Origin of the sequence: Pseudomonas sp. TH15, from assembly GCF_016651105.1 — a bacterium.
GTDB lineage: Bacteria > Pseudomonadota > Gammaproteobacteria > Pseudomonadales > Pseudomonadaceae > Aquipseudomonas.
The window spans coordinates 2,871,081-2,888,432 of record NZ_JAEKEL010000001.1; the positions used below are offsets into that span (position 1 = coordinate 2,871,081).

A 17,352-nucleotide genomic window follows, 5' to 3' on the forward strand; every position below is an offset into this window, starting at 1 on the left:
GGGGAGCGGGGGGGTAAGGCTTACTTCTTATCGCGAATCGAGAAATTCGCCATGTGTTCCAGGCCTTTGATCAGCGCCGAGTGATCCCAGTTGCTGCCACCGATGGCCGCGCAGGTGCTGAACACTTGCTGGGCGTTGGCGGTGTTCGGCAGGTTGATGTTCAGTTCGCGGGCACCTTGCAGGGCCAGGTTCAGGTCCTTCTGGTGCAGGCTGATGCGGAAGCCTGGGTCGAAGGTGCCTTTGATCATGCGATCACCGTGCACTTCGAGGATCTTCGACGAAGCAAAACCGCCCATCAGCGCTTCACGAACCTTGGCTGGATCGGCACCGTTTTTCGAGGCGAACAGCAGGGCTTCAGCGACAGCCTGGATGTTCAGCGCAACGATGATCTGGTTCGCCACTTTCGCGGTTTGACCGTCGCCATTGCCACCGACCAGGGTGATGTTCTTGCCCATGGCCTGGAACAGCGGCAAGGCGCGTTCGAAGGCATCGGCATCGCCGCCGATCATGATGCTCAGGCTCGCAGCCTTGGCGCCCACTTCACCGCCGGACACTGGCGCGTCGAGGTACTGGGCGCCTTTTTCGTTGATCTTGGCGGCGAAAGCTTTGGTAGCGGTTGGCGAGATCGAGCTCATGTCGATCACCACTTTGCCTTTGCCAACACCGGTGGCGATGCCGTCAGCGCGGAACAGCACGTCTTCGACCTGCGGGGTATCCGGCACCATGATGATGATGAATTCGGCTTCCTGGGCGACTTCTTTCGGGTTGGCCAAGGCGATGGCGCCACCGGCAACCAGGTCAGCCGGGGCGGGGTCGTGGTGCGCCGACAGGAACAGGCTGTGACCGGCTTTCTGCAGGTTCAACGCCATTGGGTGGCCCATGATGCCGGTGCCGATAAATCCGATTTTAGCCATGAGAAAATCCTCTTGTTTTTGTTTGGCTCCCGGCTCTGGACCGATGAGCTCTTTGTGACGAGGGGGCTTGCCCCCGTTGGGTCGCGAAGCGGCCCCAAATGTGTTTTTGCGGTCAGTCAGATAGAACACATGTGCAGGTTTTGCGACTGCTTCGCAGCCGAACGGGGGCAAGCCCCCTCGCCACACAAGCTCGCTCCCACAGGTTTCGTGTCAAATTGCGTTATGGGTTTTCAACCAGCCCAGACCCGCTTCAGTGGTGGTCAGCGGCTTGTATTCGCAGCCAACCCAACCCTGATAACCAATGCGGTCCAGGTGTTCGAACAGGAAGCGGTAGTTGATTTCACCGGTGCCCGGTTCGTTGCGCCCCGGGTTGTCCGCCAACTGCACGTGGTTGATCTCGCCCAGGTGCGATTGCAGGGTGCGGGCCAGGTCGCCTTCCATGATTTGCATGTGGTAGATGTCGTATTGCAGGAACAGGTTGGCGCTGCCGACCTGTTCGCGAATCGACAGGGCTTGCGCGGTGTTGTTCAGGTAGAAACCCGGGATGTCGCGAGTGTTGATCGCTTCCATCACCAGTTTGATACCCGCCGCTTGCAGCTTGTCGGCCGCGTACTTGAGGTTGCTGACGAAGGTTTTTTCCACGGTGGCGTCATCGACGTTTTGTGGACGAATCCCGGCCAGGCAGTTGATCTGGGTGTTGCCCAGCACTTTGGCGTAAGCGATTGCCAGGTCGACCCCGGCGCGGAACTCTTCGACCCGATCCGGCAGGCACGCGATACCGCGTTCGCCCTTGGCCCAGTCACCGGCCGGCAGGTTGAACAGCACCTGAGTCAGACCGTTGGCGTCGAGCTTGGCCTTGATCTCGGCGGAGCTGAAGTCGTAAGGGAACAGGTATTCGACACCACTGAAACCGGCCTTGGCGGCCGCTTCAAAACGGGCAAGAAAATCCTGTTCGGTGAACAGCATGGACAGGTTGGCTGCGAAACGCGGCATGGTGGTCTCCTAAAAGCGGATTTGACACGGTTGGTCAGACTGAACGCGATCAGTCCCCTCTCCTGGGGGAGAGGGTTAGGGTGAGGGGGATCCTGAGTCTGATCCCGATTGTGCGAACACCGCAAAACCTTTCCCTCACCCCAGCCCTCTCCCGAGGGGAGAGGGGGCTAGTTACGATCAATCGAGCAGCGAAATCGCGGTTGGCGCATCGTTACCGACCAACGCCAGGTCTTCGAATTCGTTGACCGCGTTGATCTCGGTGCCCATGGAAATGTTGGTCACGCGCTCCAGGATAATCTCGACGATCACCGGCACCTTGAACTCTTCCATCAGTTCCTGAGCCTTGCGCAGGGCAGGCTGGATCTGAGCCGGCTCGAACACGCGCAGTGCCTTGCAACCGAGGCCTTCGGCAACTGCGACGTGGTCAACACCGTAACCGTTGAGTTCCGGAGCGTTGAGGTTATCGAAGGACAGCTGCACGCAGTAGTCCATGTCGAAACCGCGCTGGGCCTGACGGATCAGCCCCAGGTACGAGTTGTTCACCACCACGTGGATGTACGGCAGTTTGAACTGCGCGCCCACCGCCAATTCTTCGATCATGAACTGGAAGTCGTAGTCGCCCGACAATGCCACAACCTTGCGGGTCGGATCAGCCTTGACCACGCCCAGCGCTGCCGGAATGGTCCAGCCCAACGGGCCGGCCTGGCCGCAGTTGATCCAGTGACGCGGTTTGTAGACGTGCAGGAACTGCGCGCCGGCAATCTGCGACAGACCGATGGTGCTGACGTAGCAGGTGTCTTTGCCGAACACCTGGTTCATCTCTTCATACACGCGCTGCGGCTTGACCGGCACGTTGTCGAAGTGAGTCTTGCGATGCAGGCTGGCTTTGCGCTGCTGGCAATCTTGCAGCCAGGCGCTGCGGTTTTTCAGCTTGCCAGCAGCTTGCCATTCACGAGCGACTTCGATGAACACGGTCAGCGCGGCAGCGGCGTCGGAAACGATGCCCAGGTCCGGGGTGAACACGCGGCCGATTTGCGTCGGTTCGATGTCAACGTGAATGAACTTGCGGCCTTCGGTGTAAACGTCGATCGAGCCGGTGTGGCGGTTGGCCCAACGGTTACCGACGCCCAATACCACGTCCGATTTCAGCATTGTTGCGTTGCCGTAACGGTGCGAAGTTTGCAAGCCAACCATGCCGACCATCAATGGGTGATCGTCCGGGATGGTGCCCCAGCCCATCAGGGTCGGGATCACTGGAATGCCGGTCAACTCGGCAAACTCCACCAGCAACTCGCTGGCGTCGGCGTTGATGATGCCGCCACCGGCGACCAGCAATGGGCGCTCAGCCTGATCGAGCATGGCCAGGGCCTTCTCGATTTGCACGCGGTTAGCGGTGGGCTTGGCCAGTGGCAGTGGTTCGTAGGCATCGATGTCGAATTCGATTTCAGCCATCTGCACGTCGAACGGCAGGTCGATCAGCACTGGGCCTGGACGACCGGAGCGCATTTCGTAGAAAGCTTTCTGGAACGCGTAAGGCACTTGGCCCGGTTCCATGACGGTGGTCGACCACTTGGTCACTGGCTTGACGATGGCCGTGATGTCGACGGCCTGGAAGTCTTCCTTATGCATACGGGCCCGTGGTGCCTGGCCGGTGATGCACAGAATCGGGATCGAGTCGGCCGAGGCGCTGTAAAGCCCGGTGACCATGTCAGTGCCCGCCGGGCCGGAAGTGCCGATGCACACGCCGATGTTGCCAGCCTTGGTGCGGGTGTAGCCCTCGGCCATGTGCGAAGCGCCTTCAACATGGCGTGCGAGGACGTGATCGATGCCACCGACCTTCTGCAAGGCGGAGTACAGCGGGTTGATCGCGGCGCCCGGGATGCCAAAAGCGGTATCAACCCCTTCGCGGCGCATCACCAGAACGGCGGCTTCGATTGCTCTCATTTTGCTCATGGTTTTGGTGCCTCTTACGTTTTGTAATTGTATACAAGTGGCTTTGCGCAGAGTGTATTCACGGCGGACGGCGCAGGTCAATCCATTTTCTCAAGCGACTGTTTCATTCGTCGGAAGCCCGTTCTGCTGTGGCTTTTCGTCGCATGCGGCGCTTTTCGAGAATTATTGTATACAAATAAATAATCTATTGTGTTCTATTTGTTGCATCGGACTGCGGCATTACGAAGCAGTCCAACGGCTTTCCCAAAAACAAAATGAGGACGGCACCATGAGCGCTTTAACCTTGAAAGTCGCAGTCAGCCTGACCAGTCAGGCCATCGCCGCAGGGCGTGCAATCTGCGCAGCTCCGCTGACCATCGCTGTATTGGATGCCGGCGGGCATCTTCTTTCTCTACAGCGAGAAGACGGCGCCAGCCTGCTGCGCCCGCAAATCGCCATCGGCAAAGCCTGGGGTGCGATTGCGCTGGGCAAAGGCTCGCGGCTGCTGGCACTGGATGCCCAGCAACGCCCGGCGTTTATTGCTGCATTGAATAGCCTGGGGCAGGGCAGCGTCGTGCCGGCACCGGGCGGTGTATTGATTCGGGATCAGGACGGGAATGTGCTGGGAGCGGTGGGGATCAGCGGCGATCTGTCGGATGTGGATGAACAGTGCGCGATCAGCGCGATTGAGGCGCAGGGGTTGCGGGCGGATGCGGGGGTGGCGGCCTGAGTGGAAATAAATCAGCACGTCTGAAGGCGTGATGATGACGAAGAGGGGTGGGGTCTATAGACTGCCGCCCCTCTCGTTTATGTATCAAGGAAGATCTGCGTGAAGACGCTATTCGCCATGACTCTGGCCACGGCCATGACCCTCTGTACTCCCATCCTGCACGCGACGGAAACACCCGACGCCGAAGAGATCGCGTTCCACGCGCTGAGCCCGGTGGTCTCTGCATTGATCAATGCTGATGATGTAGACGAACTGATGGAGCGGGCCGAGAAGCTCGAAGACACCGATACCCTGCAGGCGATCGCTGTTTACCTGGCAGCGAGCCGTGAAGATCCCAAGCAACTGAAGGCGCCTTATCAGGTCGCTGCACTGTTTGCCCGCCGTGGCGATGACAAGCTGGCTCTGCGCTTTCTTCAAGAGGCCGATGATCGCGGCTTGTGGTTCGGCCCTTTGCTGGCGGGTGACGAGGATTTCTCCGAGCTGCGCGACACGGCGACCTATAAAACCGTTCTGGCCAATGCTCAGGAGCGCTACAAGAAAATCGCCGTCGGCAAGGTCGGTGCGATTTCGGTCCTCAACCCGTCTGCCAGTATTCCCGCGCCCAAAGCCTGCCGTCCGGTCGTGGTGTGGCTGCACGGTTACGGCATCAACGGTGAGCTTGATGAAAGTGATCAGCCGCTGGCAGACACCGGCGCAATCATTCTCGGCATCAATGGCACGGAAATGATCAATGCCACCAACAGTTTCCGCTGGATCGGCCCGGGTTTCGAAGGCACGCACAAGGTTGTACAGAAAGGCTTGAAAGAGCTGGAAGCGCAGCAATGCATCGACCGCAAACGCGTCTACCTGATGGGCTTCTCTCAAGGTTCGCAACACGCGGGCGCCTTGCTGGCCCAGCATCCGGAGGATTACGCGGGTGCGCTGCTGGTATCCCCCGGCGGCATGCAGCCGACTCCGACGGTGAGCAAGGCCCACGGCAAAAGGGTGTTTGTGATCAACGGCAAAAAAGAAGGGCCGGGCAATCAGCAGATGACGGTCGATTTCCGCCAACTGTTCAGTGAAGGTAACGAAGTGAAATCCCGTACCCATGAAGGTGGGCATTTCTACCCGGATGACTGGAAAATTTCGTTCCCGCAAGCGCTGCGCTGGGTGATGCGGGAAGAGGGGTGAAGCACGATTGCTGGCTTTTCACATGTCCTTCAATGCTTCGGATGTTGGGAACGGTTTGATCGTGGCGCCTGACTAGTAGCTTTCGCGAGCAGGCTCGCCCCCATAGGTGTAGCAGGCAGACACAAAATGCCTGAATGTCTTTGGCCTTTGTGGGAGCGAGCCTGCTCGCGAATTCTGACTTGAATACACATTTGGCTAAAAGCTAGCCTCACCTTATGCCGCTCACAAGACTAGCCTTTCCATGAACTGAACATGAGAAAGGCAAAGGAATGCCGGATTTATCAGCTTCACATCGCTTGCGTATCGGTCGCTACTCCGAACCTGACCGCATCTATCTGCTGACCACCAATACTTTGCGCAGGGAGCCGTTGTTCAGCGACTTCATCCTTGGCCGGTTGGTCGTCAGCCAATTTCGAGCCGCAGAACAAGAGGGATTTGCCGATTCACTGGCGTGGGTTGTCATGCCTGATCATTTTCACTGGTTGGTTGAGCTCAAAAGGGGATCGCTGGGTGAATTGATGCAGCGAACCAAATCACTCAGCACCAAGGCTGTGAGCCGTGTCACCGGCCGTAAGGTTGGGCTCTGGCAGCAAGGCTTTCATGACCGCGCACTTCGCAAGGAAGAGGATCTGGTGAAATTGGCGAGGTACGTCGTGGCTAACCCGCTGCGGGCGGGACTGGTTGAGAAGCTTGGCGACTATCCGTTGTGGGATGCCATTTGGCTTTAGTCTCGGGACCCGAGTTGCCCCATTCGCGAGCAAGCCCGCTCCCACATTGGATCTCCAGTGTGTCGCAGATCGAGTGTGGGAGCGGGCTTGCTCGCGAATAGCCGCGCCGCGGTCTTTCAGTCCGGCTCACACCCCTTCAACACCAACCGAATAATCGTCTGCGCCGCCGCTTCGTAATCCGCCTCGTCCAGCTTCGCTTTACCGGTCACCGCCGAGATCTGCCAGTCAAAGTCGGCATAGGTCTGGGTCGCGGCCCAGATGCTGAACATCAGGTGGTTGGGGTCGATGGCGGCGATCTGGCCGCGGTCGATCCAGGTCTGGATGCAGTCGATGTTGTGTTTGGCCTGGCCGTTGAGTCGTTCGACCAGGTCGGCGCTCAGGTGTGGGGCGCCGTGCATGATTTCGCTGGCGAACACCTTGGAGGCGAAGGGCAGATCGCGGGAGATGCGGATCTTGGAGCGGATGTAGCCGCTCAGCACTTCGCTGGGCACGCCATCGGCGTTGAAGGGCGTCGAGGCCTGCAGGATCGGCTCGATGATGCTTTCCAGGACCTCGCGGTAGAGGTTTTCCTTGGATTTGAAGTAGTAGTAGACGTTGGGCTTGGGCAATCCGGCCTTGGCTGCGATATCACTGGTTTTGGTCGCAGCGAAGCCCTTGTCGGCAAATTCTTCACTGGCGGCACGCAGGATCAGTTCTTTGTTGCGCTCGCGGATAGTGCTCATAAACCAGGGGGTTCCTTGCCTGTTCTGGCGGTTGCGCATGGTAGCACCGGCCTCGCGCGGCGCTCAAGAATGCACGGCCGGGGCGTTCGTCGCGTCAGTCTGTCGCCCGCCTGAACAAATGCTCCATCCGCCAGGCCCACTGCGGCGGCGCTGCTAGAGTCTAGGCAGCGATCAAGTGCGCGAGGCGGCGACCATGGAAAAACGCAGGCGAGGCAAATTCGTGCTGATGTTTGGCATCGGGCTGTTGCTGGCGCTTGCCCTGTGGTTTTACCTGAGCCAGGGACAACACCGCAGCAAACCGCCGCCCCCCGCCGAGCCCGTTGCGGCGGCGGCCGTCAAGTTGCAGGACGTGCCGGTGTACATCGATGCCTTGGGCACGGTCACGCCGACCCGCAGTGTGACGGTGATCACTCAGGTCGATGGGATTCTCAGCTCGGTCGAGTTCAAGGAAGGCCAGCAGGTGCACAAGGGACAGGTCATCGCCCGCATCGACGACCGCGCGCTCAAGGCGCAACTGGCGGTAGCCAAGGGCACGCTCATGCATGATCAGGCGTTGTTGAGCAACGCAGTGCGGGACCTGGCGCGCTATCGCGAGCTGATCAAGGTCGGTTCCACCACCCAGCAAACCCTCGACACCCAGGCCTCTCTGGTACAGCAGCTGCAAGGCACGGTCGCCTCCGATCAGGGCAGTGTGCAGAACCTGGAAGTTCAGTTGAGTTATTGCACCATCACCTCACCGGTCGATGGCGTGGTCGGTTTGCGCCAGGTCGATCCCGGCAATTACGTTACCACCGCGAGCACCACCGGTATTGCGGTGATTACTCAGATGACTCCGGCGACCGTGGTCTTCGCTGTGCCCGAAGATGATCTGGGGGCGATCAATCAGGCCATGGCCAAAGGCGCGGTGACGGTACTGGCCTACGACCGTAACAAGCACAACCTGTTGGGCACCGGCAGCCTGCTGGCGCTGGACAATCAGGTCGATACCAGCACCGGTACGATCAAGGTCAAGGCGCAGTTCGATGACTCGGGCAAGGCGCTGTTTCCCAATCAGTTCGTCAACGCCCGGCTCAAGGCCGATACCCTGACGCAAATCACGGTGGTGCCGACCCGGGCGATTCAGCACGGCAGCAAGGGTGATTTCGTGTTTGTGGTGGTCGACCCCGGCAACAAGGTCAGCCTGCGTAACGTCAAGACCGGGCCGGCCACGGGCGATGTTTCGGCGATTCTCGACAATGGCGTGAAACAGGGCGAGCAGGTGGTCACCGAGGGCGCGGACAAACTGGATGACGGTTCTGCTGTGAAGGTCGTCACGCAGTGAGGGATGGCCAGTCATGAACGTCTCGCGGCCCTTTATCGAACGCCCGGTGGCCACCACATTACTGATGGTGGCCGTGCTGTTGCTGGGCATGCTCGGTTATCACTTGCTGTCGGTGTCGGCGCTGCCGGAAGTGGATTATCCGACGATTCAGGTTTTCACCCAGTACCCCGGCGCCAGTCCGGAGGTGATCAGTTCGTCGATCACCGCGCCGCTGGAACGTCAGCTCGGCGAGATGCCGGGCCTCAAGTCGATGAACTCCACCAGTTCCGACGGCGCGTCGGTGGTGACCCTGCAATTCGATTTGTCGCTGTCGCTGGATGTCGCCGAACAGGAAGTGCAAGCCGCGATCAACGCTGCCGGGACTTTCCTGCCGGCCAACCTGCCGTATCCGCCGGTCTACAGCAAGGTCAACCCGGCCGATGCCCCGGTGCTGACGCTGTCACTGACGTCCGACGTGCTGCCGCTGACCAAGGTCGAAGACCTGGCCGACACCCGTCTGGCGCAGAAAATTTCGCAGATCACCGGGGTTGGCCTGGTCACCATCAGCGGCGGCCAGCGCCCGGCGGTGCGGGTCGAGGCCAACACCTCTGCGCTGAATAATCTGGGGTTGTCCATCGACGACCTGCGCACCTCGCTGGGCACCGCCAACGTCAACCAGGCCAAGGGCAATATTGACGGCAAGTTCCAGGCCTATTCCATCGGCAGCAACGACCAGTTGCAGTCAGCCGAGGAATACCGTGATCTGGTGATCGCCTACAAAAACGGCGCGCCCATTCGTTTGTCGCAGATCGCCAGCTCGACCCAGGGTCCGGAAAACCCGCGTCAGGCGGCCTGGACCGACAGCACGCCATCGATTGTCCTTAATATTCAGCGCCAGCCCGGTGCCAACGTGATCGACGTCGTCGACCGGGTGCAGCAACTGTTGCCCAAACTGCGCGCCAGTTTGCCGGCCACCCTCAAGGTCGCCGTACTCACTGACCGCACGCAAACCATCCGCGCTTCGGTCACCGACGTGCAGTACGAACTGGGCGTGGCCGTTCTGCTGGTGGTGATCGTGATTTTCCTGTTCCTGCGCAATTTGCCGGCGACGATCATTCCAGCCGTGACCGTGCCGCTGACGCTGATCGGCACTTTGGCGGTGGCCTATGGGTTTGGATTTTCTCTGAACAACCTGACGCTGATGGCGCTGACCATTGCCATCGGTTTTGTGGTCGACGACGCCATCGTCATGATCGAAAACATCACTCGCTACATCGAGGCCGGCGACTCGCCGATGGAAGCCGCGCTCAAGGGCTCGGAGCAGATCGGTTTCACCATTATTTCGCTGTCGATAGCGTTGATCGCGGTGATGATTCCGCTGCTATTCATGGGGGATGTGGTGGGACGGCTGTTTCGCGAATTCGCCATGACGGTGGCGGTGACCATCGTCATCTCGGCGCTGATTTCCCTGACGCTGACGCCGATGATGTGTTCGCGGATGCTCAAGCATAAAAAGGAAGAGCGCCGGGTCGATTTCTTCGACCGCATCAACGGCTATTACGTCAAAGGCCTCGATTGGGTGCTGCTGCACCGTGGGCTGACGCTGATCTCTGTGGTGTGTACCGGGTTGCTGACCCTGCTGATCATTGTGATCATGCCAAAGGGCTTCTTTCCCGAGCAGGACACCGGGCTGATCCAGGGTATTTCCCAGGCGTCACCGACCATCTCCTTCCAGCAGATGCAGGTTGAACAACAACGGTTGGCGGCGCGGATTTTGAAGGACCCGGCGGTGGCGAGCCTGTCATCCTTCGTCGGCATCGATCAAACCAACCCGACGATCAACCAGGGCAACCTGCTGATCAACCTCAAGCCCCACGGCGATCGTGACAACAGTGCAGCGGTGATTCGCCGGCTCTCCGACGCCAATGCCGACGACGCCGGGATTCGCTTGTACCTGCATAGCGTGCAGGACCTGACCCTCGATGCCACGGTATCGACCACCAGTTATCGCCTGGGCTTGCAGGCCACCGATCCTGACGAGCTGGAGCAGTGGACCACCAAACTGCTGGCGGCGATCAAGCAGGACCCGATGTTCACCGATGTGCAAAGCCAGGCGATGCAGTTCGGCAATCAGCTCCAGCTCAACTTCGACCGCGCCACCGCGTCGCGCTTGGGCGTCACGCCGCAGGCCATCGACGACGTGCTGTACGACGCCTTCGGCCAGCGTCAGGTCTCGACCATCTACACCCAGCTCAACCAGTATCACGTGGTGATTGCCACCGATCATCCGCCACGCAATCTGGCGGACTTGCTGACCGGACTGTACGTGGACATCCCGTCCGGCGGCGTGGCGCCACTGTCGAGCATGGCGACCATGCAAGTGATCCGCACGCCGGTCACCATCAATCGCCTGGGGCAATTCCCCTATGCCGATGTCTCGTTCAACCTGGCCCCCGGCCAGACCCTCGGCGCTGCCGTCACCCGGCTCAAGGACATCGAAGCCCAGGCCGGGCTGCCGCTGTCGGTGCAGGCAAACCTGGAAGGGGCGGCGGCAACCTTTGAGGCGTCGCTGTCCAACCAGGTGTTTCTGGTGCTGGCCGCTGTCGTCGTGGTGTACCTGATGCTGGGGATTCTCTACGAGAGTTTCGTGCACCCGATAACGATTCTCTCGACCTTGCTGTCCGCTGCACTGGGGGCGTTGCTGGCGTTGCTGATCACCGGCACGCAGTTCGACATCATCGGCCTGATCGGCATTGTGTTGCTGATCGGGATCGTGATGAAGAACGGCATCATGATGGTCGACTTCGCCCTGGAACTGGAGCGCGAGGGCGGGCTGGACCCGGTGGCGGCGATTCGTCAGGCCGCCGAGTTACGGTTTCGACCGATCCTGATGACCAGCATGGCCTCGCTGTTTGGTGCGGTGCCTTTGGCGCTGGGCACCGGGATCGGCTCTGAACTGCGCCATCCACTGGGGATCGCGATCATTGGCGGGCTGCTGTTGAGTCAATTGCTGACGCTGTTTTCCACGCCGGTGATTTTCCTCGCCATGCACAGTCTGGAGCGGCGTTTCAGTCGGCGCCAGCCGGTGGTCGAGGCCTATCGCGATGAACCTTAGCGCGCCCTTTATCCAGCGTCCCATTGCCACCACATTGCTGGCAGTCGGGTTGGCGCTGTTTGGTGTGCTGGCGTTCAATCTGTTGCCGGTGGCGCCGCTGCCGCAGGTGGATTTTCCGACCATCAGTGTGCGCGCATCATTGCCGGGAGCAGACCCGAGTACCGTGGCGTCGTCGGTAGCCACGCCACTGGAACGCCAGTTCGGGCAAATCGCCGGGGTCACCGAGATGACGTCGTCCAGTTCGCTGGGGGCGACACGCATCACCCTGCAATTTGACCTTAATCGTGACATCGACGGCGCCGCCCGGGATGTTCAAGCGGCGATCAACGCTGCGCGCAGCAGCTTGCCCAGCGACTTGTCCGGCAACCCGACCTACCGCAAGGTCAACCCGGCCGACTCGCCGATCCTGATCCTCAGCCTGACCTCCGACAGCGCCACCCGCGGGCAAATGTATGACGTGGCCTCGACCTTGCTGGAGCAGCGTTTGCTGCAGACTACCGGGGTCGGCGATGTGACGGTGGGGGGCGCGTCTTTGCCGGCGGTGCGGATTGATCTCAATCCGGACCGGCTCAATCGCTACGGCGTCAGCCTGGAGCAGGTGCGTCAGGTGATTCAGGCGGCCAACGTCAACCTGCCCAAGGGCACGGTGTCGGTGGGCGATCAGTCTTACGGCCTGAAAGCCAACGACATGCTTTACCAAGGCGCGGACTACGGGCCGTTGGTGGTCAAGCAAAGCAACGGCGATCTGGTGCGTATCTCGGACTTGGGCGATGTCACCGAGGATGTCGAGGACCTGCGCAACTTCGGTCTGTCCAACGGCAAACCGGCGGTGCTGCTGGTCGTGTTCAAGCAACCGGGGGCCAACGTCATCGACACCGTGGATGCGGTGAAGGCTGAGCTGCCGTTTCTCCAGAGTTCGATTCCGTCGTCGATCAAGATCAACACCCTGATGGACCGCACCACCACCATCCGGGCGTCGCTACGGGATGTCGAGTTGACGCTGATGATCTCGATTGCCTTGGTCACGTTGGTGACTTTCGCGTTTTTCCGCGACTGGCGCAGCACGCTGGTGCCGGCCATCGTGGTGCCGCTGTCGCTGCTCGGCACGTTTGGCGCGATGTATTTTCTGGGCTACAGCCTGAACAACTTGTCGCTGATGGCGCTGACCATTTCCACAGGCTTTGTGGTGGACGATGCCATCGTGGTCGTCGAGAACATCATGCGTCACCTGGAGAAGGGCGAAAGCCGGATGCAGGCGGCACTGGCCGGCGCGCGGGAAGTCGGGTTCACCGTGATGACCATCAGCGTCTCGCTGGTGGCGGTGTTCATTCCGTTGCTGCTGATGGGCGGGATTGTCGGGCGGTTGTTTCGCGAGTTCTCGATTTCGCTGTCGGTGGCCATCGTTATTTCGATGGTGGTTTCGCTGACGGTGACGCCGATGCTGTCCAGTGTGTTGCTGCGCACGAAGGAACAGAGCAGCAGCAATCAGCCCGACTCGGGTTTTCACCGCTTCTATGACCGCACCCTCGGCTGGGTGATCGAGCATTCGTTTCTGATGGGCCTGACCACTTTGCTGGTGATCGTGCTGGCGTGTGTGCTGTATGTGCTGGTACCCAAGGGTTTCTTCCCACAGGAAGACACCGGGCGCATGTCCGGCAGCATCATTGCTTCCCAGAGTATTTCGTTCGGTGCGATTCAGTCGAACTTCAGCGACATCAACCGCAAGGTCCTGAGCAATCCGAATGTCGAGACGGTCGGCGGGTTTGTCGGCGGTGGCGGGGGGATTGGCGGGGCGGTCAACAGTGCGCAGTTGTTCATCACCCTCAAATCCCTGTCTGACCGCAAGGACAGCGCCGATCAGGTCATGGCCCAGGTGCGCAAAACCCTCGGCGACATGCCCGGCACCCGCCTGTATTTACAGTCGGCCCAGGACATCACCGTAGGCGGCCGACAGAGCGGGGCGCAGTATCAATACACCATGACCGCTGATGACCAGAGCACCCTCGACGAATGGGTGCCCAAGGTGGTGGCGGTGCTGCACACCTTGCCCCAACTGACTGACATCAACACCGATCAGCAGGACAACAGTCTAATGGCCAGCGTGATCGTCAATCGCGACGCGGCTGCGCGTTTGGGGGTGAGCATGTCGGCCATCGATCAGACGTTGTACGACGCTTTCGGCCAACGTCAGGTCTCGACTATCTACCGCTCGGCCAACCAGTATCACGTGGTGATGGAAGTGGCGCCGCCGTACTGGTCCGACCCGGCGACATTGGAAAACGTCTACGTGCCGGTGGGCAATACGGCTGTCACCGTCAAGGGCGCAGCTACGGCGCCCAATCTCAGTGCCACGGCTGCGCAAAACCTGGTGCCGCTGTCGGCGGTGGCGGAGTATTCGGTGGGCCGCACGGCGATTTCCATCAGCCATCAGGGCACCTTTCCGGCGGTCACGGCCTCGTTCAACCTCGTCTCCGGCGTGTCCATCGGTCAGGCGACGGCGCTGGTGGAGAACGCCGTGGCGCAGTTGCGAATGCCAGCAAGCATCGTTGGCCAGTTCGCCGGCACGGCGCAGGTGTTCCAGTCGTCGGTGGCCAATGAGCCGTTGCTGATCGTCGCGGCGCTGCTGTCGGTGTATGTCGTGCTGGGCATGCTTTACGAGAGCCTGGTGCACCCGTTGACGATCCTCTCGACCCTGCCGTCCGCCGGGGTCGGTGCGCTGATTGCATTACTGCTGACCGGTACCGAACTGTCGATCATTGCGCTGGTGGGGGTGATTTTGCTGATTGGTATCGTCAAGAAAAACGCGATCATGATGATCGACTTCGCCATCACCGAGCGCCGGGAGTCCGGCCTGAGCGCCAAGGAAGCGATTCGCCGTGCGTGCCTGATCCGTTTTCGGCCGATCATGATGACCACCCTGGCGGCGATTCTCGGCGCATTGCCGCTGGTGCTGGGCATCGGCTATGGCTCCGAATTGCGCCGGCCCTTGGGGATTTCGATTATTGGCGGATTGGTGTTCAGCCAGTTGCTGACGCTCTACACCACTCCGGTGATTTACCTCTGGCTCGACCGGGCGTCCCAGCGCCTGCGCAGGAGATCCTCATGAAATATCGCAAATCCCCTGCAGGAGCGAGCCTGCTCGCGAAGGCGTTGGATCATTCAACATTCATGTCGGCTGTAAAACCGCTTTCGCGAGCAGGCTCGCTCCCACTTTTAATGGGGGTATTCCTGTTATTGAGCGGTTGCATGGGCGGGCCGGATTATCAAAAACCGGCGACTGAACTGCCGACTTCGTTCAAGGAGGGCGCGCAGTGGCAGCGTGCTGTGTCCAATCCGCAAGGTGCGCTGGACAGCCAGTGGTGGCGGGCCTATCAGGATCCGGTCCTGAACGACCTGATCGCCCGTTCGGCCAAGGCCAACCAGTCGATCATCGCCGCTGAAGCCGCGTATCGCCTGGCGCAGGCGCAAGTGGCGTCGAGTCGCGCCGGGTTGTGGCCGACAGTGGGGGTCGGGCTTTCCGGTGCGCGCGGGGTTGGCGGCGGGGCCAGCGGCAGCACCACCAGCGGCCTGACCGGCAGCGGAGGCGGCAGCGTTGAGCAAACCGTCAGCGCCACCCTCAGCGCCAGTTGGGAGCCGGATTTGTGGGGGCAAGTACGACGCGGCATCGAGTCGAGCCAAGCCTCGCTGCAATCGTCTGATGCTTTGCTCGCCGGCGTGCGCCTGTCCATCGGTGCCAGCGTGGCGACCAACTATCTGGGATTGCGGCAGCTGGATATCGACATCGACCTGTTGCAGCGCCAACAGACGATCAATCAACAATTGCTGACGATGATTCAAGCGCAAACGGTGCAGGGCACTGCGACCAACGATCAGTTGCTGGTGGCGCAGGATCAACTGAGCACGGTGATCAGTGCCCTGCAAAATGCCCAACGCTCACGCGAGCAGGCTGAACATGCGCTGGCGGTGTTGGTGGGGCTGGCGCCTGCGCAGTTCAATCTGCCCAAGGCCGGTGACTATCGTTTTGTCATGCCGCTGCCGCCACCGGTTGTGCCATCAAGCCTGTTGCAACGACGCCCGGATGTGGTGTCTGCCGAGCGCGTGGCGGCGGCGGCGAACGCGAAAATCGGTGTCGCCGAAGCGGCGTTTTTCCCGACGCTGGACCTGACTGCCGAAGCCGGCTATCGCGGCACCGCGCTGGGGGGATTGTTCTCCGTGCCTAACCGCATCTGGACCCTCGGCCCGGCGCTGGCCGAAACCATTTTCGACGGCGGCGCGCGGGAGGCGGCGAAACAACAGGCCCAGGCCAGCTACGATCAGGATGTGGCCAACTATCGGGGGACAGTGCTCAGTGCCCTGCAAAACGTCGAGGACAATCTGTCGGCGATCAATCATCTGCACACCCAGGCCCAGGCCTTTGAACAGATGTATCAGCGCAATCAGCAGTTGTTCGGCAGCCAGGAGGCGCAACAACGCGCGGGTATTGTCAGTCAGCAAGCGGTGCTGACCCAGCAGTTGGTATTGCTGCAAGCCGAACAGAACTGGCGCGACACCCAAGGGTTGCTCAGTCAGGGCAGCGTTGCGCTGTTCCAGAGCCTTGGCGGCGGCTGGCAAGTGCCCGCGGATCACTGAGGCGCCTCGCTTCCCCTGCATTGCGCGCGTTATGCTTCGCGCACTTTTTTATGTAGGGAAGCCTGACCCATGGCAGGAAGCAGTTTGCTGGTGCTGATCGACGATATTGCCGCCGTACTCGATGATGTAGCGTTGATGACCAAAATGGCCGCGAAGAAAACCGCCGGCGTGCTCGGCGATGACTTGGCGCTCAATGCCCAGCAGGTCAGCGGCGTACGCGCCGAACGGGAAATCCCGGTGGTTTGGGCCGTGGCCAAGGGCTCGTTTCGCAACAAACTGATTTTGGTGCCCTCGGCGCTGGCCATCAGCGCGTTCGTACCGTGGCTGGTCACGCCGTTGTTGATGGTCGGCGGTGCGTACCTGTGCTTCGAAGGGTTCGAAAAACTGGCCCACAAGTTTCTCCACAGCAAGGCTGAAGATGACGCCGGGCATGCCCAATTGGTCGAAGCCGTGGCTGATCCGGCGACCGATCTGGTGGCGTACGAACAGGACAAGATCAAAGGCGCGATTCGCACCGACTTCATCCTCTCGGCGGAAATCATCGCCATCACCCTCGGCACCGTGGCCGACGCCACGTTGACCCAGCAAGTGATCGTGCTGTCCGGCATCGCCATCATCATGACCATCGGCGTCTATGGGCTGGTGGCGGGCATCGTCAAACTCGACGATCTCGGCCTGTGGCTGACCCAGAAACCGGGACAAATGGCCAAAAGTATCGGCGGGGCGATCCTGCGGGCGGCACCGTACATGATGAAAAGCCTGTCGGTGATTGGTACTGCTGCGATGTTTTTGGTCGGCGGCGGGATCCTGACCCACGGCGTGCCGGTGGTGCATCACTGGATTGAAAGTGTCGGCGCGGCGGCCGGTTCTGCTGGGTTTGCGGTGCCGATGTTGCTCAACGGTGTCGCGGGGATCATCGCTGGTGCGGTGGTGCTGGCGGTGGTTTCCGTCGTCGGCAAAATCTGGCGCGCCATCAAAGGCTAAACACAGCAGCCTTCTTGTAGGAGCGAAGCTTGCTCGCGAAAGCGGTCTGTCTCCCAACGAAGATATCGACTGAACGACCGCTTTCGCGAGCAAGCTTCGCTCCTACAGTTTGATCTTTGTCGTGTCATGAAAAAG

The 17,352-nt window shown here is 60.4% G+C and carries 12 protein-coding genes; 8 read left to right on the forward strand and 4 right to left on the reverse strand.

What is annotated here, in order from left to right; translation table 11 throughout:
* Nucleotides 1–20 precede the first annotated feature (20 nt).
* The 3 genes from JFT87_RS13065 to gcl all read right to left on the reverse strand — a co-directional run bounded on the left by JFT87_RS13065 (nt 21) and on the right by gcl (nt 3,860).
* On the reverse strand, nt 21–914 hold the full coding sequence (locus JFT87_RS13065; RefSeq protein WP_201201850.1) for a 2-hydroxy-3-oxopropionate reductase: 894 nt from the start codon (nt 912–914) through the stop codon (nt 21–23).
* Between the two features lie 210 nt (nt 915–1,124).
* Nucleotides 1,125–1,907: a hydroxypyruvate isomerase gene (hyi, locus tag JFT87_RS13070; RefSeq protein ID WP_054049422.1), complete on the reverse strand. Its 783-nt coding sequence runs from the start codon at nt 1,905–1,907 to the stop codon at nt 1,125–1,127.
* Nucleotides 1,908–2,084: 177 nt separating this feature from the next.
* Nucleotides 2,085–3,860 (reverse strand): glyoxylate carboligase, encoded by a 1,776-nt coding sequence (gene gcl / locus JFT87_RS13075; RefSeq protein ID WP_201201851.1) that lies wholly within the window; start codon nt 3,858–3,860, stop codon nt 2,085–2,087.
* A 268-nt stretch (nt 3,861–4,128) separates the two neighbouring features.
* Here gcl and JFT87_RS13080 point away from each other — a divergent pair, with 268 nt between their 5' ends.
* From JFT87_RS13080 to JFT87_RS13090, 3 genes are all read left to right on the forward strand, one after another.
* Nucleotides 4,129–4,569: a GlcG/HbpS family heme-binding protein gene (locus JFT87_RS13080; protein ID WP_201201852.1), complete on the forward strand. Its 441-nt coding sequence runs from the start codon at nt 4,129–4,131 to the stop codon at nt 4,567–4,569.
* Nucleotides 4,570–4,668: 99 nt separating this feature from the next.
* A complete protein-coding gene (locus tag JFT87_RS13085) occupies nt 4,669–5,739 on the forward strand; it encodes a hypothetical protein (protein ID WP_201201853.1) in 1,071 nt (356 codons plus the stop codon).
* 269 nt (nt 5,740–6,008) lie between these two features.
* A complete protein-coding gene (locus JFT87_RS13090) occupies nt 6,009–6,467 on the forward strand; it encodes an REP-associated tyrosine transposase (RefSeq protein WP_201201859.1) in 459 nt (152 codons plus the stop codon).
* A 116-nt stretch (nt 6,468–6,583) separates the two neighbouring features.
* On the opposite strand, the gene JFT87_RS13095 is transcribed toward JFT87_RS13090, so the two are convergent.
* Nucleotides 6,584–7,189, reverse strand: a complete 606-nt coding sequence (locus tag JFT87_RS13095) for a TetR/AcrR family transcriptional regulator (protein ID WP_201201861.1) — start codon at nt 7,187–7,189, stop codon at nt 6,584–6,586.
* Nucleotides 7,190–7,382: 193 nt separating this feature from the next.
* Between JFT87_RS13095 and JFT87_RS13100 the strand changes: the two genes are divergently transcribed.
* From JFT87_RS13100 to JFT87_RS13120, 5 genes are all read left to right on the forward strand, one after another.
* Complete coding sequence (locus tag JFT87_RS13100; RefSeq protein ID WP_201201862.1) at nt 7,383–8,510, forward strand: efflux RND transporter periplasmic adaptor subunit; 1,128 nt, start codon at nt 7,383–7,385, stop codon at nt 8,508–8,510.
* Between the two features lie 13 nt (nt 8,511–8,523).
* The gene (locus JFT87_RS13105) at nt 8,524–11,604 is read left to right on the forward strand and encodes an efflux RND transporter permease subunit (RefSeq protein ID WP_201201863.1); all 3,081 of its coding nucleotides are present in this window, start codon (nt 8,524–8,526) and stop codon (nt 11,602–11,604) included.
* Entirely contained in the window at nt 11,594–14,710 is a 3,117-nt protein-coding gene (locus JFT87_RS13110) for an efflux RND transporter permease subunit (RefSeq protein ID WP_201201865.1), read from the forward strand. Before JFT87_RS13105 ends, JFT87_RS13110 begins: the two co-directional genes overlap by 11 nt.
* A 110-nt stretch (nt 14,711–14,820) precedes the next feature.
* On the forward strand, nt 14,821–16,233 hold the full coding sequence (locus JFT87_RS13115; RefSeq protein WP_446739718.1) for an efflux transporter outer membrane subunit: 1,413 nt from the start codon (nt 14,821–14,823) through the stop codon (nt 16,231–16,233).
* Nucleotides 16,234–16,302: 69 nt separating this feature from the next.
* Complete coding sequence (locus JFT87_RS13120) at nt 16,303–17,217, forward strand: DUF808 domain-containing protein (RefSeq protein ID WP_201201868.1); 915 nt, start codon at nt 16,303–16,305, stop codon at nt 17,215–17,217.
* Nucleotides 17,218–17,352 lie beyond the last annotated feature (135 nt).

Bases quoted from the DNA above. Each gene is read 5' to 3' on its own strand.
- JFT87_RS13065 (WP_201201850.1), bottom strand. From the start codon at position 914: ATGGCTAAAATCGGATTTATCGGCACCGGCATCATGGGCCACCCAATG.
- hyi (WP_054049422.1), bottom strand. From the start codon at position 1,907: ATGCCGCGTTTCGCAGCCAACCTGTCCATGCTGTTCACCGAACAGGAT.
- gcl (WP_201201851.1), bottom strand. From the start codon at position 3,860: ATGAGCAAAATGAGAGCAATCGAAGCCGCCGTTCTGGTGATGCGCCGC.
- JFT87_RS13080 (WP_201201852.1), top strand. From the start codon at position 4,129: ATGAGCGCTTTAACCTTGAAAGTCGCAGTCAGCCTGACCAGTCAGGCC.
- JFT87_RS13090 (WP_201201859.1), top strand. From the start codon at position 6,009: ATGCCGGATTTATCAGCTTCACATCGCTTGCGTATCGGTCGCTACTCC.
- JFT87_RS13095 (WP_201201861.1), bottom strand. From the start codon at position 7,189: ATGAGCACTATCCGCGAGCGCAACAAAGAACTGATCCTGCGTGCCGCC.
- JFT87_RS13100 (WP_201201862.1), top strand. From the start codon at position 7,383: ATGGAAAAACGCAGGCGAGGCAAATTCGTGCTGATGTTTGGCATCGGG.
- JFT87_RS13105 (WP_201201863.1), top strand. From the start codon at position 8,524: ATGAACGTCTCGCGGCCCTTTATCGAACGCCCGGTGGCCACCACATTA.
- JFT87_RS13110 (WP_201201865.1), top strand. From the start codon at position 11,594: ATGAACCTTAGCGCGCCCTTTATCCAGCGTCCCATTGCCACCACATTG.
- JFT87_RS13115 (WP_446739718.1), top strand. From the start codon at position 14,821: ATGGGGGTATTCCTGTTATTGAGCGGTTGCATGGGCGGGCCGGATTAT.
- JFT87_RS13120 (WP_201201868.1), top strand. From the start codon at position 16,303: ATGGCAGGAAGCAGTTTGCTGGTGCTGATCGACGATATTGCCGCCGTA.